This window comes from Actinoplanes sp. NPDC023801 (genome assembly GCF_040639655.1).
In the GTDB taxonomy this organism is placed as follows: Bacteria; Actinomycetota; Actinomycetes; order Mycobacteriales; family Micromonosporaceae; genus Actinoplanes.
Map to the genome: position 1 here is coordinate 89,486 of NZ_JBFAAI010000019.1, position 24,467 is coordinate 113,952.

Annotated in this window: 19 protein-coding genes and 1 riboswitch; of the genes, 16 read left to right on the top strand and 3 right to left on the bottom strand. The window is 70.8% G+C overall.

Going from position 1 to position 24,467, the window contains the following annotated elements; genetic code table 11:
* Positions 1-77: 77 nt before the first annotated feature.
* The 9 genes from AB0G04_RS29415 (at position 78) to AB0G04_RS29455 (ending at position 11,683) form a co-directional block, all read left to right on the top strand.
* Complete coding sequence (locus AB0G04_RS29415) at positions 78-2,804, top strand: EAL domain-containing protein (RefSeq protein ID WP_360988984.1); 2,727 nt, start codon at positions 78-80, stop codon at positions 2,802-2,804.
* Between the two features lie 85 nt (positions 2,805-2,889).
* Positions 2,890-3,330: a TIGR03618 family F420-dependent PPOX class oxidoreductase gene (locus tag AB0G04_RS29420; RefSeq protein ID WP_360988987.1), complete on the top strand. Its 441-nt coding sequence runs from the start codon at positions 2,890-2,892 to the stop codon at positions 3,328-3,330.
* Between the two features lie 36 nt (positions 3,331-3,366).
* Positions 3,367-4,272 carry a TIGR03619 family F420-dependent LLM class oxidoreductase gene (locus AB0G04_RS29425; RefSeq protein WP_360988989.1) on the top strand — a complete coding sequence of 302 codons (906 nt, stop codon included), beginning with the start codon at positions 3,367-3,369 and terminating at the stop codon, positions 4,270-4,272.
* Between the two features lie 627 nt (positions 4,273-4,899).
* Positions 4,900-5,922: an ABC transporter permease gene (locus AB0G04_RS29430; protein WP_360988992.1), complete on the top strand. Its 1,023-nt coding sequence runs from the start codon at positions 4,900-4,902 to the stop codon at positions 5,920-5,922.
* A 101-nt stretch (positions 5,923-6,023) separates the two neighbouring features.
* On the top strand, positions 6,024-7,763 hold the full coding sequence (locus tag AB0G04_RS29435; protein WP_360988995.1) for an ABC transporter substrate-binding protein: 1,740 nt from the start codon (positions 6,024-6,026) through the stop codon (positions 7,761-7,763).
* A gap of 87 nt (positions 7,764-7,850) precedes the next feature.
* The gene (locus AB0G04_RS29440) at positions 7,851-8,840 is read left to right on the top strand and encodes an ABC transporter permease (RefSeq protein WP_360988998.1); all 990 of its coding nucleotides are present in this window, start codon (positions 7,851-7,853) and stop codon (positions 8,838-8,840) included.
* A 31-nt stretch (positions 8,841-8,871) separates the two neighbouring features.
* Positions 8,872-9,945, top strand: coding sequence for an ABC transporter ATP-binding protein (locus tag AB0G04_RS29445; protein ID WP_360989001.1), 1,074 nt, complete (start codon positions 8,872-8,874; stop codon positions 9,943-9,945).
* Positions 9,942-10,973, top strand: coding sequence for a dipeptide ABC transporter ATP-binding protein (locus AB0G04_RS29450; RefSeq protein WP_360989004.1), 1,032 nt, complete (start codon positions 9,942-9,944; stop codon positions 10,971-10,973). Before AB0G04_RS29445 ends, AB0G04_RS29450 begins: the two co-directional genes overlap by 4 nt.
* Positions 10,974-11,041: 68 nt before the next feature.
* On the top strand, positions 11,042-11,683 hold the full coding sequence (locus AB0G04_RS29455) for a carbohydrate-binding protein (RefSeq protein WP_360989007.1): 642 nt from the start codon (positions 11,042-11,044) through the stop codon (positions 11,681-11,683).
* A 69-nt stretch (positions 11,684-11,752) separates the two neighbouring features.
* Here AB0G04_RS29455 and AB0G04_RS29460 read toward each other — a convergent pair whose 3' ends face one another.
* Positions 11,753-12,190 carry an Hsp20/alpha crystallin family protein gene (locus tag AB0G04_RS29460; RefSeq protein WP_360989010.1) on the bottom strand — a complete coding sequence of 146 codons (438 nt, stop codon included), beginning with the start codon at positions 12,188-12,190 and terminating at the stop codon, positions 11,753-11,755.
* Between the two features lie 119 nt (positions 12,191-12,309).
* Between AB0G04_RS29460 and dinB the strand changes: the two genes are divergently transcribed.
* A complete protein-coding gene (dinB, locus tag AB0G04_RS29465) occupies positions 12,310-13,488 on the top strand; it encodes a DNA polymerase IV (RefSeq protein WP_360989013.1) in 1,179 nt (392 codons plus the stop codon).
* A 65-nt stretch (positions 13,489-13,553) separates the two neighbouring features.
* Here dinB and AB0G04_RS29470 read toward each other — a convergent pair whose 3' ends face one another.
* Positions 13,554-13,973 carry a hypothetical protein gene (locus AB0G04_RS29470; RefSeq protein WP_360989016.1) on the bottom strand — a complete coding sequence of 140 codons (420 nt, stop codon included), beginning with the start codon at positions 13,971-13,973 and terminating at the stop codon, positions 13,554-13,556.
* Between the two features lie 108 nt (positions 13,974-14,081).
* Between AB0G04_RS29470 and AB0G04_RS29475 the strand changes: the two genes are divergently transcribed.
* From AB0G04_RS29475 to cobF, 3 genes are read left to right on the top strand one after another with little or no spacing between them, the layout of a single operon-like run.
* Complete coding sequence (locus tag AB0G04_RS29475) at positions 14,082-15,152, top strand: histidine kinase (RefSeq protein WP_360989019.1); 1,071 nt, start codon at positions 14,082-14,084, stop codon at positions 15,150-15,152.
* Positions 15,149-15,829, top strand: a complete 681-nt coding sequence (locus tag AB0G04_RS29480) for a response regulator transcription factor (RefSeq protein ID WP_360989022.1) — start codon at positions 15,149-15,151, stop codon at positions 15,827-15,829. The genes AB0G04_RS29475 and AB0G04_RS29480 overlap by 4 nt, the downstream gene beginning before the upstream one ends.
* A gap of 15 nt (positions 15,830-15,844) precedes the next feature.
* Positions 15,845-16,597 carry a precorrin-6A synthase (deacetylating) gene (gene cobF / locus AB0G04_RS29485; protein WP_360989025.1) on the top strand — a complete coding sequence of 251 codons (753 nt, stop codon included), beginning with the start codon at positions 15,845-15,847 and terminating at the stop codon, positions 16,595-16,597.
* 4 nt (positions 16,598-16,601) lie between these two features.
* Here cobF and cobN read toward each other — a convergent pair whose 3' ends face one another.
* Positions 16,602-20,135: a cobaltochelatase subunit CobN gene (gene cobN / locus AB0G04_RS29490; protein WP_360989027.1), complete on the bottom strand. Its 3,534-nt coding sequence runs from the start codon at positions 20,133-20,135 to the stop codon at positions 16,602-16,604.
* 55 nt (positions 20,136-20,190) lie between these two features.
* Positions 20,191-20,259: riboswitch (cobalamin riboswitch) on the bottom strand.
* Positions 20,260-20,399: 140 nt separating this feature from the next.
* On the opposite strand from cobN, the gene AB0G04_RS29495 reads away from it, so the two are divergent.
* The 3 genes from AB0G04_RS29495 to AB0G04_RS29505 are packed head-to-tail and all read left to right on the top strand — an operon-like array spanning position 20,400 to position 24,356.
* Positions 20,400-22,031 (top strand): precorrin-3B synthase, encoded by a 1,632-nt coding sequence (locus AB0G04_RS29495; protein ID WP_360989030.1) that lies wholly within the window; start codon positions 20,400-20,402, stop codon positions 22,029-22,031.
* Positions 22,032-22,034: 3 nt separating this feature from the next.
* Entirely contained in the window at positions 22,035-22,652 is a 618-nt protein-coding gene (locus AB0G04_RS29500) for a precorrin-8X methylmutase (protein ID WP_360989033.1), read from the top strand.
* 15 nt (positions 22,653-22,667) lie between these two features.
* A complete protein-coding gene (locus tag AB0G04_RS29505; protein ID WP_360989037.1) occupies positions 22,668-24,356 on the top strand; it encodes a precorrin-2 C(20)-methyltransferase in 1,689 nt (562 codons plus the stop codon).
* Positions 24,357-24,467 lie beyond the last annotated feature (111 nt).

Here is a 24,467-nt window from a genome sequence, read left to right on the forward strand (position 1 = left end):
TCTCTCAGGACCGCTACCGCCGGCCCGATGTCCCGGTGTCCACCCGTCCCGGGTGGCCACCTGCGAAGGGCGAGCGGATGACAGTCGGCACGGCAGTCCCCGACCCGCGCGCGGCGCGCCGCTGGGCCCGCCTCTGCGTGGCCGCCGGCGTCGTCCTGGCCGCGATCGTCGCGCTCGTCGTGAGCGGCTACGGCGGTCCCCGCACCGCGCACACCGTCTCGTCCTGGGCCCTGCTCGCCGCAGCAGCGGCCGCGGCCGGTGCCTGTGTGTGGCGGTCCCGCGGATTCACCGGCCGGGGCCGCTGGGCCTGGGCGGTCCTCGGAACCGGTCTGCTGCTGTGGGGGGCCGGCCAGTTCTCCTGGCTCGCCCGGTCGCCGGTCGCCGGCGCTCCGGACGGCCTGTCACCGCTGTTCGGCGGTCCCGGCGTGATCGGTCTGGTCGTGCTGATCCCGGCCGGCCTGCTGATCATGCCCAGCGCGTCGCAGCCTCTCGTCAACCGTCTGCGCAGCATCCTCGACGGGCTGCTGATCGCCGCCTCCCTGGCCCTGGTGGCCTGGGTCTTCGTGATCGACCGGCACCTGGAGCCGGGCGCGCACGGCGCGGGTTTCTACGGCGCGCTGATGTTCCCCCTCACCGACATCGTCCTCGCCACCATGGTCGCCTACATGCTGCCGTCGCAGCGTCGCCGCCACGGATGCGGAGCCGACCTGGCGTTTCTCGGCACCGGCCTGGCCGCGTTCGCGGTCGCCGACGTGGGTCACGTCTACCTGGAGCTGCTCGGGCGGTTCGACGCCGCGCCGGTGGTGAACCTGGCCACGCTGACCGGTTACGCCCTGATCGTGATGGGTGCCCTCCGGCCCCGCGACGGCGAGTCCGCACCGCTCGACCTGCCACCGGGGGTCCGGAGCGGCGCCGTCCTGGCGCCGTACGCCGCGGTGCTGGCCGCACTCGGCTCGAGCGTGATGTTCTACGCGCAGACCGGGCACAGCCACACGTTCATCGCCGGTACCCGTTCGCTGCTCATCCTGCTGATCGTGGTCCGGCAGCTGCTCACCCAGCTGGAGAGCCGGGCGCTGACCCGCACCCTGGAGAGCCGGGTCACCGAGCGAACCGGCGAGCTCAACGCCCGGGAGCAGCGGTTCCACGCCCTGATCCGGCACAGCTCGGACGTGGTCACGGTGATCGACGCGGACGGGATGATCCGCTACCAGAGCGAGTCGATGCGGCGCGTCTTCGGATACCCGCCGGAGGTGTTCCTCGGCCGCCGGTACACCGACCTGGTCGACGCCGAGGTGGCGATGCGGCTGGCCCAGGCGATGCGGCAGGTCGCGGCCCGCCCGTTCGCGCACGTCACGCTCGAGGTGGTGCACACCCACCGGGACGGCGGCAAGCGCCCGTCCGAGGTCATCATCACGAACCTGGTGGACGACCCGCACGTGGCCGGCTTCGTGCTGAACACCCGGGACATCAGTGACCGCAAGGAGCTGCAGGAACAGCTCATGCACGAGGCGTACCACGACTCGCTGACCCAGCTGGCGAACCGGGCGCTGTTCCGGGACCGGGCCCGGTCGGCTCTGCGGGCGAGCGGTGCGGTGACGGTGCTGCATCTCGACCTGGACGGCTTCAAACGGGTCAACGACAGTCTCGGCCACCTTGCCGGTGACCAGTTGCTGGTCCAGGTCGCCGACCGGGTGCGCGGCTGTGTGCGCGACGGCGACCTGGTGGCCCGCTTCGGCGCCGACGAGTTCGGGGTGCTGCTGCTCGGCGAGGACGAGGCCGGCGCGGAACGGGTGGCCCGGCGGATCCTGGAGGACCTCGAGGCGCCGATCTCGGCGGGCGCCCGGCAGATCCACGTCCGCGCCAGCATCGGCCTGGCCGACGCCGGACAACTTCCGGAGAGCGACAACCCGGGGGACCAGGCCGAGCAACTGATGCGCAACGCCGACCTGGCAATGCACCACGCCAAGGCGGCCGGGGGCGGCGTCTGCTCCGGTTACCGTCCCCGCATGCGCGAGGGCCTGGTCGAACGGCTGGAGCTGGAGTCGGACCTGCGCGCGGCGGTGGAGAACGGCGACCTGCGCCTGCACTACCAGCCCACCGTGGACCTGGCCACCAGCCGGGTGATCGGTTTCGAGGCGCTGGTCCGCTGGCCGCACCCGGTGCGCGGCATGATCAATCCGCTGGACTTCATCCCGATCGCGGAGGCCACCGGCCTGATCGTGCCGCTGGGCCGCTGGGTCCTGCACGAGGCCTGCCGTCAGGCCGTCGAGTGGGGTGCAGCCGGGGACGGCGGGCCGCCGAAGATGTCGGTGAACGTCTCGGTACGCCAGTTCGACCGGGCCGACCTCGCCGAGATGGTGGCCGCGGTACTCGCCGACACCGGCATGCCCGCCGACCGGCTGTGCCTGGAGATGACCGAGAGCGTCCTGATGACCGACACCGACGCCAACCTGGAGCAGCTGCTGCGGCTCAAGGCCCTCGGCCTCACCCTGGCCATCGACGACTTCGGCACCGGGTACTCGTCGCTGGCGTACCTGCGCCGGTTCCCGGTCGACACCCTCAAGATCGACCGCTCGTTCGTCGAGCGGCTCGGGGTGATCGCCGACGACACCGCGCTCACCGACACCATCGTGCGTCTCGGCAAGAGCCTGGGCATGGCCACGGTGGCCGAGGGCATCGAGGAGTTCGGTCAGCTCGCCGCGCTACGGGAGATGGGCTGCGGTTTCGCGCAGGGCTACTACTTCTCGCGCCCGGTCCCCGCGGCCGAGGCCGGTCTGCTCTTCCTGGAAGGCGCGACCGTCTGAACCCCGGCCAGAACCCAGCGCCGTATCAGGATCCCCGATACGGCGCTGGGTTCTGGCCGGGTGAGCGCCGCAGTAGGGTCGGGTGATGGGCGCGCTGCAGGACGCATGGGAACTGAGCCGGGCGGAGACCGGGCTGGCGATCGTCTCGACCGTGCGAGCCGATCTGACCGTCCAGTCCACACTGGTCAACACGGCTCTGATCGAGCACCCGGCGGACGGGTCGCCGGTGCTGGCGTTCGTCACCTACGGCGCGGTGAAACTGCGCAACCTGCGGGAGCGCCCGCAGATCGCGGTGGCGTTCCGCAGCGGCTGGCGCTACGCGACTGTCGAGGGCCGGGCGCTTCTGGCCGGGCCGGACGACCCGCAGCCGTGGCTCGACCCGGAACGGCTCCGGCTGCTGCTGCGCGAGATCTTCACGGCGGCCGGCGGCACCCACGACGACTGGCCCGGATACGACCGGACCATGGTCGGGCAACGACGGGCCGCGGTGCTGATCACCCCGTCCCGGATCTATCCGGGAACCTGACCGATCTCGCGCCGGACGGCCGGTTACGTTGCCTGCATGCTGATCAGTTTCGGTTGCCCGGTTTCGGGCGCGTGGGCCCAGCCGGAGACGCTGACCGCGATCGCGCGGCAGGCCGAGGAGTACGGCTACCACGGTCTCTGGGCATTCCAGCGGCTGCTCGTCGGCCGTGGTCAGGATCTCGCCCCGGTCTATCACGAGGTGCTCGACCCGATCGTCGCGCTGACCTGGGCCGCAGCCGCGACGACGCGGATCCGCCTCGGCGTCTCGGTGATCAACTTGCCGTACGTCTCGCCGGCGTATCTGGCCAAGCAGGCGGGTTCCCTCGACCGGCTGTCCGGCGGCCGTTTCGATCTCGGTCTGGGCACCGGCTGGTCGGAGCCCGAGTTCGAGGCGACCGGCTCCGACCCGAACCCGCGCGGTCCCCGCACCGAGGAATACCTGGAGGCCCTGAAAGCGCTGTTCAGCGAGGGCGAGACGGAGTTCACCGGGCGTTTCTACCGGGTACCGCCGAGCCGGATGGCCCCGTCCCCGGTCCAGCCGGGTGGCCCGCCCGTGCTGCTCGGCGGGACAGCGGACGCGGCACTGCGCCGGGCCGGCCGGATCGCGGCCGGATGGGTGAGCAGCAGCCGGACCACCCTGCCGGAGATCGCGCGCGGTGTCCGGATCGTCCGGGAAGCCGCCGAGTCAGCCGGGCGGGACCCCGCTTCGCTGCGGATCGTGGTTCGCGGCGTCGTGCGGGCCGGGCGGCGCGACGACACGATGCCGCTCTCCGGTGACTGGGCCCAGATCCGTGCGGGCTCGGAGAGGTACGCTGAAGCGGGCGTGACCGAACTGTTCTATGAACCGAACTGGGATCCGCGCATCGGCGGGCCGGACGCCGACCCCCGGGCGGCCGCGGAGCTCGGTGCCGAGGTTCTTGCCGGGCTCGCTCCGAACCTTTGAAAGATCTCAATTAACGGAACGTAATCGAACGGCGATAAATGGCTGATCTTGATGCTTCCGGAGGCCGTTGAACGCGCATCAACTGGCGCCGATGGGCGTTCAAAATCGGAAACCGCCGGGAAACAGAAGCGCGGCATCTTCGCCCCACCAGGGACAGTAACTCTCTGCAACTGCGAGAACGCATAAGCACGGTAAACCCGACATTCCCAGCATGAAGGCCGTTTCGCCGCATGCAAGATGACGCTTTTACCCCCAAAATGGGCTCTTATGACCCTCGACGACCCGTCACGATATGACCTAGGCCTTATGGCTACGAACCCGTTCCGTTACCGGATCGATGCGTCAACACATTTCTCGACCCTCGGATCTCGGATAAATTTCTGAACCGCGGCAGACGAATACCGCTCACATACGCCGCAGCGGGGCACGTCATCGGGGGAGGGATTGGTGCGTGGTACAACCAAGTATCGACCCCGGCCGCATGCTGACGATCCTGACGCGCATCGAGCGTGCGCCGTCGCTACGACGGGCCGAGTCGACCCGCCCGGGACCGGGCAGGACCCGCCTCGCCACCGCGAGTGACAGGTTCGTTCCGCGATCGAAGTCCGCTACGAGGAGACACCGCACATGAGCAACACCCCGGCCACCGCCGACTCACGCTCACCAGGCACCGAGGACACGGCGGTAGCGGTACTCCAACCGGAGACGGCGACGAAAGCCTTCGTCGGCCGCTCGCCGGGTCAGCTCGCGTGGATCCGCCTCAAGCGGGACCGGACCGCGCTGGGCAGCTTCGTCACGGTCGCCGTGGTCATCCTGGTCGCGCTGTTCGCGCCGGTGATCTCCCGGCTCTACGGCATGTCGCCCACCGACGGCTTCAGCGACAAGCTGAACTTCGAGGGACTGCCGCTGGGCTACATGGGCGGCATCTCGAGCGAGCACTGGCTCGGCCTCGAGGCGGGCATCGGCCGTGACCTGTTCATGCAGCTCATCTTCGGTATGCGGACCTCCCTGATCATCGCCTTCTCGGCCGCGATCCTCTCGATCGTGATGGGCGTCGTGGTCGGCATCGTCTCCGGCTACTTCGGCGGCTGGGTCGACCAGGCGCTCACCTGGTTCACCGACTTCGCGCTGGCCTTCCCGTTCCTGGTCTTCGCCCTCGCGGTCATCCCGATCATCAACACCGCGGCGTACGACGTCGGCGAAGAGGTTCCCGCCTCGTTCCGCATGGGTGTCATCATCGCGGTGTTCGCACTGTTCGGCTGGATGACCACCGCACGACTGGTCCGCGGTCAGGTCCTGTCGCTGCGCGAGCGTGAGTACGTCGAGGCCGCCCGCGCCGCGGGCGCCGGCAACGGGCACATTCTCTTCAAGCAGCTGCTGCCGAACATCTGGGCACCGATCCTGGTCTCCTTCTCGCTGGCACTCCCCGGCTTCATCGCGGCCGAGGCGGCACTGTCGTTCCTCAACATCGGCGTGGTCGAGCCCATCCCTGACCTGGGCCGCCTCGTCTACTCCGCGCGCCAGTGGCTGGGCACCCCAGACTGGGCGTACTTCATGATTCCCGCGTCGACCGTGTTCATCCTGGTCCTCGCCTTCAACCTCCTGGGTGACTCCCTTCGCGACGCGCTCGACCCGAAGTCGTCGAAGTGACTGCCCAGAAGTGATCCACAACTAAACACCGTGTACTTCCGCTCGTGCCGCGGAGGGTCGTTGTGGCCCAGGCACGTTTCGGTTGAGAGAAGGAGAACTAAGTGCGACGCAAGTTCGGAGCGCTGTCCGTCGGCGTTCTGGCGGTTGCCCTTGTTGCCAGCGGATGTTCGGAGACCACGAACTCGAACACCGGCGGCGGCGACCAGCAGAACCGGGTGCAGACCGGCACTATCGCAACCGACCCCGCGGAGTCGCAGGGTCCGGCCAAGGCTGTCGAGGGCGCCACGAAGGGTGGCACCGTGAAGCTCCTCCACGAGGCGGAGTTCGCACACCTCGACCCTCAGAAGATCTACGTCTCGGACGCCCTGTCCATCGCGACCCAGTTCGCCCGTACCCTCACCGGGTACAAGGAAGACGGCAAGGGCAACCTCAAGCTTGTCGGCGACCTGGCGACCAACGCCGGTGAGGACGTCAACGGCGACTGCAAGACCTGGAAGTACACCCTCAAGGACGGCCTCAAGTTCGAGGACGGCACCCCGATCACCGCGAAGGACGTCGAGTACGGCATCTCGCGTTCGTTCGACCCGGACTGGGGCGACGGCCCGCTGTACCTGCAGCAGTGGCTGGCCGACAAGGTCGAGTACAACACCGACTACAAGGGCCCGTTCAAGAGCGCCGGTGCGCCGGTTCCGGGTGTCAAGGTCGAGGGCAACACCATCACCTTCACCTTCGCCAAGCCGCGGTGTGAGACCCCGTACGCGGTGGCCATGCCGACCTCGTCGCCGGTGCCGGCCGCCAAGGACACCAAGGCCGACTACGACAAGAAGCCCGTCTCCTCTGGTCCGTACATGATCAAGGAGCACGCGTACGACCAGTTCATCGACTTCGTGCGCAACCCCAACTGGGACGCCAACACGGACCCGATCCGTAACGCGTACCCGGACGGCATCCGCGTCGAGTTCGGCATCACCGCCGAGACCGGCGCCAACCGGATCGTCGCCAACGACGCCGCTGACCAGACCGCCTTCATCTGGGCCAACGTTCCGGCCGCGGTGCTGCCGAAGACCCGCGCCCCGGAGTTCGCGCAGCAGGTCAAGGCCGGCCCGTCGCAGTACGTCGAGTACACCTACATCAACACCGAGCGGGTCAAGGACATCAACGTCCGTAAGGCCCTGAACCTCGCGATGGACCGTGACTCGATCATCAAGCTGCGCGGTGGCGTGGACCAGCTCGGCGCCACGCTGATGTCGCCGACCATCACCGGCTACCAGAACTACAACGCCTACGACGGTGGCCCGACCGGCAACGCCGAGGAGGCCAAGAAGCTGCTCGGTGGGAAGACGGTCGAGCTGACCTACGCCTTCCCGAACAGCCCGGTCCGCCAGCAGCTCGCTGCCAAGGCCAAGGAGTTCTACGCCAAGGCCGGCATCAACCTGGTCCTGACCCCGCTCGACCCGGCCACCTACTACGAGACCGTGGGTACCCGCGGCCACTCGTACGACCTGGTCCGTGGCGGCTGGGGTGCTGACTGGCCGAGCGCCTCGACGGTGTTCCCGGCCCTCTTCGACGGCCGTAACATCCGCGAGAAGGGCAACAACAACCTCTCGTACATCAACGAGCCGGAGATCAACGCCGAGCTCGACCGCATCGGCGCGCTGAAGGTCGACGAGGCCGCTCCCGAGTGGGCCAAGCTCGACAAGATGATCATGGAGAAGTACGCACCGGTCGTGCCGTGGTACTACATCGGCAACTACGAGGTTCACGGTTCCAAGATCGGCGGGACCTACCTCAGCGACTCGTACGGTCACATGACCCTCAACAGCATGTTCGTCAAGCCGTAACAACTCTCCAAGTCACGCCGGTGGGATGACCGCTTACCCGCGGTCATCCCACCGGCCGTGGCCCCTGTCGAAGGAATGTAGAGAACCGTGCTCCGCTTCCTGATCAAGCGCCTGCTACTGGCGTCGACCACGCTGGTGGCCATCTCGATCGTCACTTTCCTGCTCTTCTTCGCGGTGCCCACCAGCCCCGCGTGGACGATGTGCGGGCGGAACTGCTCCCCCGAGCGGATCGCCCAGGTCGAGAAGAGCCTCGGCCTCGATCAGCCGATCCACAAGCAGTACACAGACTTCGTCCAGGGCATCTTCGTCGGCCGTACGATCGACGACGCCGGCACCATCCGTGAGTGCGAAGCCCCCTGCCTCGGATACTCGTTCCGCAGCAAGGAGCCGGTGACCGACACCATCACCCGCTCGCTGCCGATCACCCTCAGCATCGTGGTCGGCGCCATGGTGGTCTTCCTGACCGTCGGCATCGGGCTCGGCATGCTGGCTGCGCTCAAGAAGGGCACGGTCTTCGACCGGTTCGCCATCGGCGCCTCCGTCGGCTTCGCCTCCACCCAGACCTACACCCTCGGTGGCGTGCTGCTGCTGCTCTTCGTCTACACGACCGGACTGCTGCCCAACCCCTCGTACACACCGATCAGCCAGGACCCGGTCGCCTGGGCCGGCGGCATGCTGCTGCCCTGGATCACCCTCGGTCTGATCAACTCGGCGCTGTACGCCCGGCTCTCCCGCGCCCAGATGATCGAGACGCTGCAGGAGGACTTCGTCCGGACGGCCCGCGCCAAGGGCCTGCCGGCCCGGACTGTCACCCGCCGCCACGCGCTGCGCGCCGCGATTACCCCGATCGTGACGATCGCCGGCGTCGACCTCGGTGGTTACCTCGGCGGCGTGGTCATCACCGAGAGCGTCTTCAGTCTCAACGGTATCGGTCGCGAGGCCGCAAAGGCGGTCAACGACCTGAACCTGCCGGTGGTCATGGCCACCGTACTCATCGCGGCGTTCTTCATCGTCGCCATGAACATCATCGTCGACATGCTCTACGCGGTGATCGACCCCCGCGTACGACTCGGCTGAGCCGTCCAGAGCTGACGTGGAAAAGAGCGATATGACGACCTCGACCAGCCCTGCTGCGGACGCCGTGGACCCGGACGCCTACCTGCAGGTGCGTGATCTCAGGGTGCAGTTCCCCACCGAGGACGGCCTGGTTCGCGCGGTGGACGGCGTGACCTTCTCGGTCCGCCGCGGCCAGACCCTCGGCATCGTCGGTGAGTCCGGTTCCGGCAAGAGCGTGACCAGCATGTCGATCCTCGGCCTGCACAATCCCGCCCGGACGAAGATCACCGGTGAGATCTCGATCGGTGGCAAGAACATCGTCGGGATGAAGGAGGAGCAGATCCAGCGCCTCCGCGGCAAGGACGTGGCGATGATCTTCCAGGATCCGCTGTCCGCGCTGCACCCGTACTACAAGGTCGGTGCGCAGATCGCCGAGGCGTACAAGGTGCACCACCCGTCGGCGAGCAAGAAGGAGGCCACCACCCGGGCGGTCGACATGCTCGACCGGGTCGGCATCCCGCAGCCGCAGCGGCGCGCGAACCAGTATCCGCACGAGTTCTCCGGCGGTATGCGCCAGCGCGCGATGATCGCGATGGCTCTGGTCAACGACCCGGCGCTGCTGATCGCCGACGAGCCGACCACCGCCCTGGACGTGACCGTGCAGGCCCAGATCCTGGAACTGCTGGAAGACCTCCAGCGCGAGTTCCACTCGGCCATCATCATGATCACCCACGACCTCGGTGTGGTGTCCCAGGTCGCCGACGACGTGCTGGTGATGTACGGCGGCCGGCCCGTCGAGACCGGCTCGGTCGAGCAGATCATGAGGCGGCCGCAGCACCCGTACACCTGGGGTCTGCTGGCCAGCGTGCCGTCGCTGCACGGTGACGCGAGCGTCGACCTCGTGCCGATCAAGGGCAACCCGCCCAGCCTGATCAACCTCCCCACGGGTTGTGCGTTCAACCCGCGCTGTCGTTATGCCGGCCAGAACGGCAACCGCTCCTTCTCCGAGGTTCCGGAGCTCCGCCCGGCCGGCGAGCCGGGGCACAACGTCGCCTGCCACATGTCCTTCGAGACCCGGCAGCGGCTCTACGCAGAAGACATCGCGCACGCAGGAGTGGCCCAATGACTGATCTCGCAGGCTCCACGGCGAGCCCGGCCACCACGACCACGCCGGCTCGCGAGCCACTGCTCAAGGTGGAGGGCCTGACCAAGCACTTCCCGGTGCGGTCCGGCCTGTGGGGCAAGCCCACCGTGGTCCGCGCGGTGGAGAACGTGAACTTCGAGGTCGCGCCGGGCGAGACCCTCGGCCTGGTGGGCGAGTCCGGCTGTGGCAAGACCACGACCGGCCGCATGCTGGTCCGTCTCCTGGAGCCGACCGCCGGGAAGATCACCTTCGAGGGTGAGGACATCACCCACACCAAGGGCAACCGGCTGCGCAAGCTCCGCCAGGACATCCAGATCATCTTCCAGGACCCGTACGCGTCGCTGAACCCGCGGCACACGGTCGGCCGGATCGTCGCGATGCCGCTGCAGGTCAACGGCATCGAACCGCCCGGTGGCGTGAAGCGGCGGGTCCAGGAGCTGCTGGAGACGGTGGGCCTGAACCCGGAGCACTACAACCGCTACCCGCACGAGTTCTCCGGCGGTCAGCGGCAGCGCATCGGCATCGCCCGCGCGCTGGCACTCAAGCCGAAGCTGATCGTCGCCGACGAGCCGGTGTCCGCCCTGGACGTGTCGATCCAGGCGCAGGTGGTCAACCTGCTCCGTCAGCTGCAGCGCGACCTCGGGCTGTCGTTCGTCTTCATCGCTCACGACCTGGCGGTGGTCCGGCACTTCTGTGAGCGGATCGCCGTCATGTACCTGGGCCGGATGGTCGAGGTCGGCACCCGGGAGCAGATCTACGAGAACCCGGCGCACCCGTACACCCGGGCCCTGCTCTCCGCCGTGCCGGACGTGACGAAGCTCGGCGGCCACGGCCGGATCAAGCTGGAAGGTGACGTCCCGTCACCGATCGACCCGCCGTCCGGCTGCGTCTTCCACACCCGCTGCTGGAAGGCGCAGGAGAAGTGCTCCGCGGAGGCACCGCAGCTGGCGCCGAACCCGAACGGTTCGATCGCGGCCTGCCACTTCCCGGAGTCCGGCGTCGTTCGCTGACCCCTCGGTGATCATCGACCGCCTCCCGCGCTTCCGGCGCGGGAGGCGGTTCGCTTTACCCTGTCCGGGTGGATCAGCTATCCCCCACCGTCTATCGCACGAAGTCCTGGCAGACCCGGCGCCGGGTGGTGACCGTGCTCGCCGCGGCCGGCCTCGTGCTGACCGGTTACCTGCTCGGCCGCTGGCAGGACACCCCGGCCGATCCGGTGATCAGCCCGCAGGCCGCCGTCACCGGCACGCCCGCGGCGCAGGCGCCGGATCCCCGGCCGACCGAGGCGGCCACGTCCGCCCCGCCCGCGGCGCCCCCGATCGAGTACGCGGTCCTGCAGGCCGAGTCCGCCACCGAACTGGCCGGGGTCGACACCGAGGGCGCGCAGGACGAGGGCGGCGGCGACTACGTCGGCTGGATCAACCGCGACGACCACCTGCGGTTCGACAACTTCGACTTCGGCGCCGTCCCGGCCACCAAGGTGAACCTGCGGCTGGCGTCCGACTCCGGGATCAGCGGCCGGATCCAGATCCGGCTCGACAGCCGGGATGCGCCGCTGGCCGGCGAGCTCTCGGTGACGAACACCGGTGGGTGGCAGAACTGGCGTACGGGCACCGCGGTGCTCCAGCCGGTGACCGGCGTACACACCGTGTTCCTCACGTTCACCGCGAACGACGGTGGCGACTTCGTCAACCTGAACTGGCTGCGGTTCGAGCACTGAGAAGGACCGCCGGCCTCCTTCTCCGTCGCTGTCAGGCGGCGGCGTCACTTCGAAGGAACGGCGTCACTCTCAAGCGGCGGCGAGCTCGATCCCGTGCGGCCTGGGTTCCAGGACCGGGATGCGCAGGGTCAGCACGCCGTTGTCGTAACGGGCCTCGAGCCGGTCGGTGTCGAGCCGTTCGGACAGGTGGACCTGCCGGCTGAAGGTGCCCCTCGGGCGCCCGGCGATCCCCAGGCGGCGGCCCTCGGTTCCGGGACGCTTGCGCTCGGTTCGGACGGTCAGCACCTTGCCGTCGAGCGTGATGTCGATCGAGGCGGGGTCGACGCCGGGCAGGTCGACGTCGAGGTAGAAGGTGTCGTCCTCCCGGTAGGCGTCGAGCCGGGCACCGGAGCTGCGGGCCGAGGTCTCGAAGACGCGGGCGGTGAGGCGCTCGAGATCCCGCACGGCCGGGCTGGTGTCGCGCACGGCCGGACTGGTGTCGCGCACGGCCGGGCTGGTGAGAAACATGGGTGGCTCCTCGGTTCTTGAGCATGGGTTACTCGATCCCGGAGAACGGCACGGTCCCCGGCGCGATTCCCCATCGCTTTGTGACCTCAGTCTTCGAACGTGTGTACTAAGCTCACGGCGTGATCCTGCACGCGGACCTGGACTCGTTCTACGCGTCGGTCGAGCAGCGCGACGATCCGGCGCTGCGAGGCCGGCCGGTGCTGGTCGGCGGTGGGGTGGTGCTCGCGGCCTCCTACGAGGCCAAGGCGTTCGGCGTCCGTACCCCCATGCCTCTCGCCCGGGCCCGGGCCCTCTGCCCGCACGCCGTCGTGGTGCCACCGCGGATGAGCGCCTACTCGGCGGCCAGCAAGGCGGTGTTCGAGGTCTTCCGGGACACCACACCGCTCGTCGAGCCGATCTCCATCGATGAGGCGTTCCTCGACGTCGACGGCCTGCGGAAGATCAGGGGCACACCGGAGGAGATCGCCCGGCAGCTGCGCGCCGACGTCCGTGCGCGCACCGGCCTCCCGATCACCGTCGGGGTGGCCCGCACCAAGTTCCTGGCCAAGGTCGCCAGCGGGGCCGGCAAGCCGGATGGGCTGCTGGTCGTGCCGATCGGTGGCGAGCTCGAGTTCCTGCACCCGCTGCCGGTGGAGAAACTGTGGGGCGTCGGTCCGGTCACCGCCGCCAAACTGCGCGAGCGGCAGATCCACACGGTCGGTCACGTCGCCCGGATCGGTGAGGCCGCATTGATCGCCATGCTCGGCCGCAACGCCGGCCGGCACCTGCACGCACTCGCCCACAACCGCGACCCGCGCCGGGTGGAGACCGGGCGGCGACGCGGTTCGATCGGCGCCCAGTGTGCGCTCGGCCGGGCCCGGTCACGCGAGTTCCCCGAGGTCGAGGCGGTGCTCGGGGCCCTGGTCGATCGGGTCACCCACCGGATGCGCCGGGCCCACCGTGCCGGGCGCACCATCACCCTGCGCCTGCGGTTCGGGGACTTCAGCCGGGCCACCCGCTCCCGCAGCCTGCTCAAGGCGACCATGCAGACCGGCGAGGTCCTGCGGACCGCTGTCGGCCTGCTGCACGAGGCCTGGCCGATGATCGGCGAACGCGGTCTCACCCTGGTCGGCGTCGCGGTCAGCAACCTCGACGGCGACGGCGCCGTGCAGATGGAGCTGCCGTTCGAACCACCGCGGGCGGACGGGCTGGACGCCGCGGTCGACCGGGTCCGGGACCGTTTCGGCTCGGGGGCCCTGCGCCGGGCCGCAATGATCGGCCGGGAGATCTCGCCCTCGGTGCCGATCCTGTCCGACTGACCCGGCGTCCGCACCGCCGCCCGGCCGACCCGCGGCGTGTGGCCGGCTTCGGTTCGGCCGGTCCGTTACCGTCGCGCGGCTGGTCCGCCGTGTGCGGCCTGATTCCGGTCGGCGGGTCCGCTGCGGGACCGCACGATCAGCCAGGCCAGGCCGCCGCAGAGCGCACCCACGGCCAGTCCGGTTCCCAGGCTGGACAGCACCATCGCGATGCGGGCGACCGGCTCGGCGACGGTCGTCTCGCCGTTCCACAGCAGGTTGTGGACGACAGCAAGGCAGATGCCGTAGACACCAGGCCCGCACCGAGCAGCAACCGGACCGGAGCCGGCGAACGCGTCACCGCCACCACGACCCAGATCAGCAGCGGCACGAAGACGAACAGGGCGTTGAGCCCCGGTGCCCTCATGGATCAGGCCGAGGTCGTGCAACACCGCACGGGGTGCCGCCAGCAGCCCCAGGGCGAGCATCAGGAGGAGATCCTTGCGCATGGAATCGACGCTAGGGAACCGGAGGCGGCGCCGAATCCGGCCCGCGGCGTCGGAAGGTGTCGCCTTCCGGCGTACCCGGCCCCGGAGAAGGCTGCCTAGCATCAGAGGGTGCGCAGATTGCTGGGGGACGTCGCGGTCGCGGCCGGTGTCGCCGGGCTGCTCGCGCTGATCGCCATGGCCGGCCTCGGCGACGGCCAGGGCGGGGTCGAAGCGTATCTGTGGGCGGCCGCCCTCGGCCTGCTGATGCTGTGGCGCCGCCGCCATTCCCGTACCGTCCTCGTTCTGACCGTGTCCGGCCTGTTCGCCTACTACGCGGCCGGCTTCCCGGCGATCGGCGTCGCCGTCCCGGTCGCCGCCGCCCTGTACTCGGCCGCCGAAGCGGGTCATCGCCGCTCCGCCGCCGCCGCGGCACTCGTCGCTCTCGTCGTCTCCGTGACGTTCCGGCTCCGGGAGGGACAGGATTTCGGCTTCGTGGTCCTCTACGACGGGGTCGGGCACCTCGCCCTGATGGCCGCCGCGATCGTCCTCGGGGAGCTGATCCGGGCGCGCCGCCGGATCACCGCGCTGACCGGCCGGCAGATCGAGCTGGAAGCCGAACGCCGCATCCACGAGCACAACCAGGAACTGTCCCGGGAACTGCACGACTCGATCGGGCACGCGCTCACCGTCGCCGCCATCCAGGCCAACGTCGCCCGCCAGGAGGCGCCGCGCGATCCCCGCGCCACCGTCGACGCCCTCGATCACGTGGCCCGCGCCCTCTCCGACGCGCTTGCCGAACTCCGCTCCACGGTCCGGAACCTGCGCGCCGGCCCCTCACTCAAGGACCTCGGCACCCTGATGGACACCGCGCGGGCCGCCGGGTTCCAGGTTCGCGCCGACATCGGGGCGGTCGGCGACGGCCCGGCCACGGTCACCGCGTACCGGCTGGTCCGGGAGGCGATCACGAATGTGCTGCGCCATTCGGGCGGCCACAGCATCGAGGTCGAGATCCGGGAGTCCGGCGGCATGCTGCTGATCAGTGTGGCCGACGACGGCGCCCCGGCCGGACCGGAACCGGCCGGAGCGGGGCTGACCGGGCTACGGGAACGTGTCACCGCCCTCGGCGGCCGGCTCGACGCGGGGCCCGCCGGTCACGGCTGGCGGGTCAGCGCCGCACTACCCTTGGAGGCCGTCCGATGAACCCGGTCCGTGTCGTCCTCGTCGATGATCAGTCCCTCGTCCGGGCCGGTATCACCGCGCTGCTCAAGGGCGACGACGACGGCTGCGAACCCATCGAGGTGGCCGGCGAGGCGACCGACGGGGTGGCGGGGGCCGCCCTGGTCCGGCGGCTCCGGCCCGACGTCGTCCTGATGGACATCCGCATGCCGGGTGGCGACGGCATCACGGCGGTCCGGGAGATCCGTGCCGACCCGGCGTGCCCGGACGTTGCGATCCTGATGCTCACCACCTTCGACACCGACGACGAGGTGCTCGGCGCGATGCGGGCCGGCGCCGACGGATACCTGCTCAAGGACACCGCGCCGGAGCCGCTCCGGGCCGCTGTCCGGGCCGCCGGCCGCGGCGAGGCGGTCCTCTCCCCCGGGGTGACCCGGCAGGTCATGGCGCACGCGGCGGCAGCGCCCCGCCCGGCCGCTGATCCGCGGCTGGACCGGCTCACCGCCCGGGAACGGGAGGTGCTGGCGGCGCTCGCCGACGGCGACGACAACGCGGCCGTCGCCCGGGTGCTCTCGCTCAGCCCGGAGACCGTCCGGACGTACGTCCATCGGATCCTTGCCAAACTGGAGGCCGGAAGCCGCGCGCAACTGGTGGCCATCGCCCACCGCAGCGGCCTCGCGGCGCCGCGCCACCACGGGTGAGGCAGACTTCTCCGCGTGCGGAAGATTTGTGTAGTCGGGATCGGCGCGGGCGACCCGGACCATCTGACCCTGCAGGCGGCCAAGGCGATCGGGCGTACCGACGTCTTCTTCCTGCTCGACAAGGGCGAGACCAAGGCGAGCCTGATCGAGCTCCGGGAACGGCTGATCCGCGGTTACTCGCAGCCGCGGAAGCGGATCGTCGAGGGCCGTGACCCCGACCGTGACCGCACACCCGCCGACTACACCGGCACCGTCGCCGACTGGCGGCACCGGCGTTCCCTGGTCCTGGAGGAGCTGATCGTCGAGCACCTGCGCGACGACGAGACCGGTTCCATCCTGGTGTGGGGCGACCCTTCGCTGTACGACTCCACGATCGCGATCCTCGAGGAGATCCTGGAACGCGGGAAGGTCGAGTTCGAGTTCGAGGTCATCCCCGGTATCAGCAGCGTGTCCGCCCTCGCGGCCAAGCACCGGATCGGGCTGAACCGGGTCGGGCAGCCGTTCCAGGTCACCACCGGCCGGCGGCTCGCCGAGGGCTGGCCGGAGGGCGTCGACGACGTGGTGGTGATGCTCGACGCCCAGCAGGCCTTCAGGGCGCACCCGGACGCCGACATCTACTGGGGCGCTTACGTCAGCACCCCGGACGAGTTGCTCGCCTCCGGCCGGGTCGCCGAGGTCGCCGACGAGATCGTCAAGACGCGCACCGAGGCCCGCGAGCAGCACGGCTGGATCATGGACACATACCTGCTGCGTCGCGGGGACCGGTGACGTCTCAGGCCGGGCCGTCCTCCAGGTCGCCCTCCGCCTCCAGGTAGAGCTCCTGGAGGGCGGCCAGGGTCTCCGGCACCGGCGAGTCCCACAGTTTGCGGTCGGCGGCCTCCAGCAGCCGCTCGGTGATGCTGTGCAGCGCCCACGGGTTGGACTGCCGCATGAACGCCTGGTTCTCGGCGTCGAGCACGTAACTGGCGGCGAGCTGCTCATACATCCAGTCGGTGACCACGCCGGCCGTCGCGTCGTAGCCGAACAGGTAGTCGACGGTGGCGGCCAGCTCGAAGGCGCCCTTGTAGCCGTGCCGCCGCATGGCCGCGATCCAGCGCGGGTTCACCACCCGGGCCCGGAAGATCCGGGCGGTCTCCTCGGTCAGGCTGCGGGTGCGTGTCTGGTCCGGGTTGGTGGAGTCACCGATGTACGCCGCCGGCGCCTTACCGGTCAGCGCGCGCACCGTGGCGATCATGCCGCCGTGGTACTGGAAGTAGTCGTCGGAGTCGGCGATGTCGTGCTCGCGGGTGTCGATGTTCTTGGCCGCGACGTCGATCCTGCGGTACGCGTTCTCCATGTCGCCCCGGGCCGGTACCCCGTCCAGGTCACGGCCGTAGGCGAACCCGCCCCACACCGCGTACACCTCGGCCAGGTCGGCGTCGTCGCGCCAGTTCCGGCTGTCGATGAGCGGCAGGATGCCTGCGCCGTACGCCCCCGGCCGCGACCCGAAGATCCGGGTGGTGGCGCGCCGCCAGTCCCCGTGTTCGCCCTGGTCGCGCAGCGCGTGCTCGCGGACGAAGTTGTCCGGCTCGTCGAGCTCGGCGATCATCTTGAAGGCGTCGTCGAGCATGGCCACGACGTGCGGGAACGCATCACGGAAGAAGCCGGAGATGCGGACCGTCACGTCGACGCGTGGCCGGCCCAGCTCGGCGGCCGCGATCGGTTCCAGGCCGGTGACCCGCCGGGACGCCGGGTCCCAGATCGGGCGCACGCCGATCAGCGCCAGGATCTCGGCGATGTCGTCGCCGGCGGTCCGCATGGCGCTGGTGCCCCAGGCGGAGAGGCCGACCGACCGGGGCCAGTCGCCGTGGTCGGCGCGGTAGCGGTCGAGCAGTGACTCGGCCATCGCCTGGCCGGTCTCCCAGGCGAGCTGGCTGGGAATGGCCTTCGGGTCGACCGAGTAGAAGTTGCGGCCGGTCGGCAGCACGTTGATCAGACCGCGCAGCGGTGAGCCGCTCGGTCCGGCCGGGACGTAACCGCCGCCGAGCGCGTGCAGCACGTGGGTGAGCTCGTCGGTGGTCCGGGCGAGTCGCGGCACGACCTCGGTGGCGGCGAACTCAAGAACCTTCTTGACCTGGAGGTTGTCCGAGATGTCGGGGACTTCCGCCGGCCAGCCGGCCTCCTCCATCTTCGTGATCAGCTCACGGGCCATCGTCTCGACCCGGTCGGTCTCCGCGGTGGACGCGTCCTCGGCCAGGCCCAGCGCCTCCCGCAGACCGGGCAGCGCGGCGACCTGGCCGGCCCACATCTGCCGGGCCCGCAGCATGGCAAGCACCAGGTTGATCCGCGCCTCGCCGACCGGCGCCGCACCGAGCACGTGCAGGCCGTCGCGGATCTGCACGTCCTTGATCTCGCACAGCCAGCCGTCGATGTGCATGATGAAGTCGTCGAACTCCTCATCATCCGGCCGGTGCTGCAGGCCCAGGTCGTGGTCCATCTTGGCGGCCTGGATGAGGGTCCAGATCTGTGCCCGGATCGCCGGCAGCTTGGCCGGGTCGAGGGCCGCGATGTTGGCGTGCTCGTCGAGCAGCTGCTCGAGACGGGCGATGTCGCCGTAGGACTCGGCGCGGGCCATCGGCGGGATCAGATGGTCCACCAGGGTGGCGTGGGCCCGCCGCTTGGCCTGGGTGCCCTCGCCCGGATCGTTGACCAGGAACGGGTAGATCAGCGGCAGGTCACCGAGGGCCGCGTCGGTGCCGTCCGACGCGGACATGCCGACGTTCTTGCCGGGCAGCCACTCCAGGTTGCCGTGCTTGCCCACGTGCACGACCGCGTGTGCGCCGAAGTCGTCGGCCAGCCAGCGGTAGGCGGCCAGGTAGTGGTGGCTGGGCGGCAGGTCGGGGTCGTGGTAGATGGCGACCGGGTTGGCTCCGAAGCCGCGCGGCGGCTGCACCATGACCACGATGTTCTCGTCGCGGAGAGCGGCGAGCACGATGTCGCCGCCGTCGGTGTAGAGCTCGCCGGGCGGCGGCCCCCAGTGCTGCTCGACGCGCTCCCGGAAATCCTCCGGCAGGGTGGCGAACCAGGCCGCATACCGCTCGCCGGAGATCCGCACCGGGTTGGCGGCCAGCTGTTCCTCGGTGAGCCAGTCCGGGTCCTGCCCGCCCGCTGCGATCAGCGTGTGGATGAGCCCGTCGCCGTCGTACGACCCGAAGTCCCCGATCCGGTAACCCTCGCCGGCCATCGCCGCGAGCAGCGCGACCGTCGAGGCCGGTGTGTCCAGGCCCACCGCGTTGCCGATCCGGGAGTGCTTCGTCGGGTAGGCCGAGAGCATCAGCGCGACCCGGCGCTCGGCCGGTGGGACGTGCCGCAACCGCGCGTGCGCCACCGCGATCCCGGCGACGCGGGCAGCCCTCTCGGGGTCCGCCACATAGACCGACAGCCCGTCCTCGTCGATCTCCTTGAAGGAGAACGGCACCGTGATGATCCGCCCGTCGAACTCGGGAATCGCCACCTGCGTCGCCGCGTCCAGCGGGGTCAGGCCGTCGTCGCTGGCCTCCCAGGCGGCCCGGGAACTGGTCAGGCACAGGCCCTGCAGGATCGGCACGTCCAGATCGGCGAGCACGCCCACGTCCCACGCCTCGTCATCGCCGCCCGCCGACGCGGTCGCGGGGCGGGTACCACCGGCCGCCAGCACGGTCACCACCAGCGCGTCCGCCTTGCGGAGCTCGGCCAGCAGGTCGGGCGGCGCGGTCCGCAGGGACGCCGTGTAGATCGGCAGCGCCCGGCCGCCCTTGGCCTCGATCGCCCGGCAGAGCGCCTCGACGAACGCGGTGTTGCCGGCCATGTGGTGGGCGCGGTAATAGAGCACCGCAACCGTCTCCCGGCCCTGGTCCGGCGCCTCGCGGGGCAGCAGGCCCCACTGCGCGGTCTCGGCCGCCGGGGCGAACCCGTTGCCGGTCAGCAGCACCGTGTCGGAGAGGAAGTCGTGCAGCGAGGCGAGGTTCTCCGCGCCGCCCTGCGCCAGGTAGGTGTGCGCGTCGGCGGCGACACCGGCCGGCACCGTCGAGAGTTTCATCAGCTCGGCGTCGGGCGCCTGCTCACCACCCAGGACGACGACCGGCAGACCGCTCGCGAGCAGCGCGTCGAGGCCCTCCTCCCAGGCGCGGCGGCCACCCAGGATGCGCACCACCACGAGATCGACCCCGTCGAGCAGGGCGGGAAGATCGGAGACCGAGGTGCGGGCCGGATTGGCCGGGCGCCACGCCGAGCCACTGGCCCGGGCGCTGAGCAGGTCGGTGTCGGAGGTCGACAGAAGCAGGAACACGCGCGCACTCCCCCTCGGGGTCCGCGCCCCGGGTAGACGGATTCCACGGCGACCGGAGTTCCTGGCTCCCAGGGCATCCCTGGTGACAGTGGCGGGACCGCGCCGGAGTCGCACCGGCTTCCTCCGCGGCGTCGCCGCTCGTTGACCCCTCACCTTTCCGAACCCCGGTGTCCCGCGTCAAGGGGGAACGGGAGCTGTGACGCTCCCGACCCACGGCACGACGGAGGTGAATTCGTGTCGGGGGCCGGACGTAGTATCCGGGCCATGACTCCCCGTTCCTCCGACACCGACGCCTGCCCCGGCGCGCTGCGGCTGCATGCCGCGGCCGACGGCCTGCTGGCCCGGGTCCGGCTGCCCGGGGGGATGCTGTCCGGTGCTCAGCTGCGCGCGCTGCGCGAGCTGGCCGAGGAGTTCGGTGACGGTCATCTGGAGCTGACCTCCCGAGCCAACCTGCAGCTCAGGGCAGTGAAAGAGGGCGATTCCGCAGCGTTGGCCGCCCGGTTGCGGTCGGCCGGTCTGCTGCCCTCGACAACCCATGACAACGTACGCAACATCGCGGCGCCGCCCCTGTCCGGAGCCCCGCTCCGCACTCTCGTGGCCCGGCTCGACCTGGCGCTCCAGGCGGACGCCGGTCTGGCCCGCCTGCCCGGCAAGTTCCTGTTCGCCGTCGGCCGGGTCCCGCTCGCCGCCGACGTGGCCGCCATCCCGCCGGACGCCGCCATCCCGCCGAACACCGCCGGCCCGTCCGGCATCGTCGACTCGCCCGGCACCGCCGGCCCGCCCGGGGCCGTCATCCCGGCCCAGCGTTCCGACGGTGGGGCGGACGGTGAGCTTTTCGCGATCCGGTTCGCGGGGCACGACACCGGGCTCCTGGCCGGGTTCGACGACGTGGTGCCCGTGCTGATCGCGGCGGCGCACGCGTTCCTGGCGGAGCGCGCGGCGCAGGGCGGTGACGGCGCCGCGGCGTGGCGGTTGCGGGAGCTGACCGACGGACCGGCCCGCGTCTCCGCCCGGGTGGTGGCCGCCACCGGCCTGACGCCTGTTCCGGCACCGATCGGGACGCCGGCCGGCAACGCGGAACCCGGTGACCTGATCGGAGTCGTGCCTCAGGAGGACGGGCTCGCCGCGGTCGCCGCCCTGGTGCCGCTGGGCCGGCTGGCCGGCGTACCGATGCGGGTTCTGGAAGAGGCGGATCTGCTGGTCGTGACGCCGTGGCGCGGAATCGTGGTGGCCGACGTGCCGCCGGAGGCGGCGTCCACCTGGGCGGACCGCCTCGCCGGAGCCGGGCTGGCGGTGTCGCCCGGTTCGCCGTGGTCCGGGGTGACCGCCTGCGCCGGCCGTCCGGGCTGCGCGAAATCGCTTGCCGACGTGCGCGCCGACGCGGCCGCCACGACCCGGTTCGTGGACGGTCTGCCGGTGCACTGGGTCGGCTGCGCCCGTGCGTGCGGCAGTCCGGCGGGCCGGCACGTACGCGCCGAGGCCACCGGCGACGGCTACCTGATCACCCGCTTTCCGGTCACCGGCGACGCTCGGGCCGTGCACGTCCCGGCCGGGCGGCCGGGCGGCGGGCCACGCCCGACAGCCGGGGAATCCGGACCGGTCGGGCCATCGACCCGGGCCGCCGGATCACCAAGGATCGGCCACGCCGTTCCGTTCCCGGCCGACACCGGGGCGGACAGACCGGTGCCGGACGGGCTGGTCAAGGCTCGTGCGGACGACGACCAGCCGGTGACGGACGGGCTGGTCACGGACGTGCGGGCCCTGGGTCGAACCAGAACGGACGGGCCGGTCACCCAGGTGCCGGCCCCGGAACCAGCCGCTACCGGCGTGCTGGCTCCGGGGCGTGCCCGGGTGGGTGGGCTGGAGGACGCGGTGGCTGTGGCGAGGAGGCCCTGAGACATGGAATACGTACGCGACGGCGCGGAGATCTACCGGCGGTCGTTCGCCACGATCCGGGCCGAGGCGGATCTGTCGGGGCTGCCGGAGGACGTGTCGCGGGTGGTGGTGCGGATGATCCACGCCTGCGGGATGGTCGACCTGGTGAAGGACGTCCGGTTCAGTCCGGGCGTGGTCACGGCGGCGCGCAAGGCGATGCTCGGCGGTGCACCGATCCTGTGTGACGCGGAGATGGTGGCGTCGGGGGTGACGCGGACCCGGCTCCCGGCCGCCAACGAGGTGATCTGCACACTGCGCGACCCGGCCGTTCCGGCGCTGGCCGCGGAGATCGGCAACACGCGCAGCGCGGCGGCGCTGGATCTGTGGGGTGACCGGCTCGGTGGTGCCGTGGTGGCGATCGGCAACGCGCCGACCGCGCTGTTCCGCCTGCTGGAGATGGTCGCGGCGGGTGCGCCCCGGCCGGCCGCGGTGATCGGTGTCCCGGTCGGGTTCATCGGTGCGGCCGAGTCGAAGGAGGCGCTGGCGGAGTCCGGCCTGGAATACCTGATCGTCCGCGGACGCCGGGGTGGCAGCGCCATCACCGCGGCCGCACTGAACGCGCTCGCTTCGGAAGCCGAATAGGCCGGAACGGAAAAAATGACGAACGACGTAGCCCGCGGCGACACCGCGGCGGCTGACAACGCGCGGATCCCGGGCCGGACCGGGCGGCTCTTCGGGGTCGGGCTGGGCCCCGGCGACCCCGAACTGGTCACGGTCAAGGCGGCGAGGCTGATCGGCGCGGCCGACGTGGTCGCCTACCACGCCGCCCGGCACGGGCGCAGCAACGCCCGCGCGATCGCCGAGGGCTACCTGCGGGCCGGCCAGATCGAGGAAGCCCTGATCTATCCGGTCACGACCGGGACGACCGACCATCCGGGCGGCTACCAGGGCGCGATCGACGATTTCTACGCCGAGTCGGCGGCCCGGCTGGCGGCACACCTGGACGCCGGGCGCGACGTGGTGGTGCTCGCCGAGGGCGACCCGTTCTTCTACGGCTCCTACATGCACATGCACAAGCGGCTGGCCGGCCGGTACGAGGCGACGGTCGTGCCCGGTGTCACCTCGGTGAGCGCGGCCTCGGCTGTGCTGGGCCGTCCGCTGATGGAGCGCGACGAGGTGCTGACCGTCCTGCCCGGCACGCTGGAACCGAAGGAACTGGCCGCGCGCCTGGCGGCCACCGACTCGGCCGCCGTGATGAAGCTGGGCCGCACCTTCGAGGGCGTCCGGGACGCTCTGGAGCAGGCCGGCCGGCTCGACGACGCCTGGTATGTGGAGCGGGCCACCACCACCCGGGAGCGGTCCGCCCCGCTGCGCGAGGTCGATCCGGCCACCGTGCCGTACTTCTCGCTGGCCCTGCTGCCGAGCCCGGCCGCGACCGCCTTCTCCGCGGAGCGGGGAACGGACGGCCCGGGTGTGACCGGCGGCGGACTCGACGTTCTCAGCAGCCCGGTCCCGGCCGAACCCGCGACCGGCCTGGTCAGCCTGCAGGACGCCGGCGCCACGGCGGTAAGCGGGATCGACGCCGGCGACGAACGGCGTACCGGCGGGGTGACGGTCGTCGGGCTCGGACCGGGCGCCCGGCACTGGCTCACCCCGGAGGCGCAGGAGGCGCTGGCGGCCGCGGATGATCTGGTCGGATACGGGCCCTATGTGGACCGGGTCCCGCCGAATCCGCGTCAGCGCCGGCACCCCTCGGACAACCGGGTCGAGGCCGAGCGGGCCGCCTTCGCACTGGACCTGGCGAAACGCGGCCGCCGGGTGGCGGTCGTCTCGTCCGGTGACCCGGGTGTCTTCGCGATGGCCGCCGCCGTTCTGGAGGTCGCCGAGGATCCGCAGTGGCGGGACGTGCCGATCCGGGTCCTGCCCGGACTGACCGCCGCGCAGGCGGTGGCGAGCCGAGCCGGGGCTCCGCTCGGCCACGACTTCTGCATCCTGTCGCTGTCGGACCGGCTCAAGCCGTGGTCGGTGATCGAGTCCCGGCTGCGGGCCGCGGCCACCGCCGACCTGGTCGTCGCCGTCTACAACCCGGCTTCGAAGACCCGGCGTGAACAGCTGGTCCGGGCGTTGGAGCTGCTGCGCGCCCATCGTGGCCCGGCCACGCCGGTGGTGGTCGGCCGGGACGTCGGCGGTCGGGAGGAGTCGGTCCGGATCACCACGCTGTCCGCGCTCGACCCGAACAGTGTCGACATGCGCTGCCTGCTGATCATCGGCTCGTCGCAGACCCGGGCGGTCACCCGCGGCGACGGCACGACGGCCGTCTTCACCCCGCGGCACTACCCCGGCTGAAACCGCGGCACTTTCCCGGGCTGACACGGTGGCGGTCGATGGCACGAGGGGGACCATCGGCCGCCGCCACAGGAATGAAGGCGTGTACCCGGCACGCCCCTGAACCGCAAC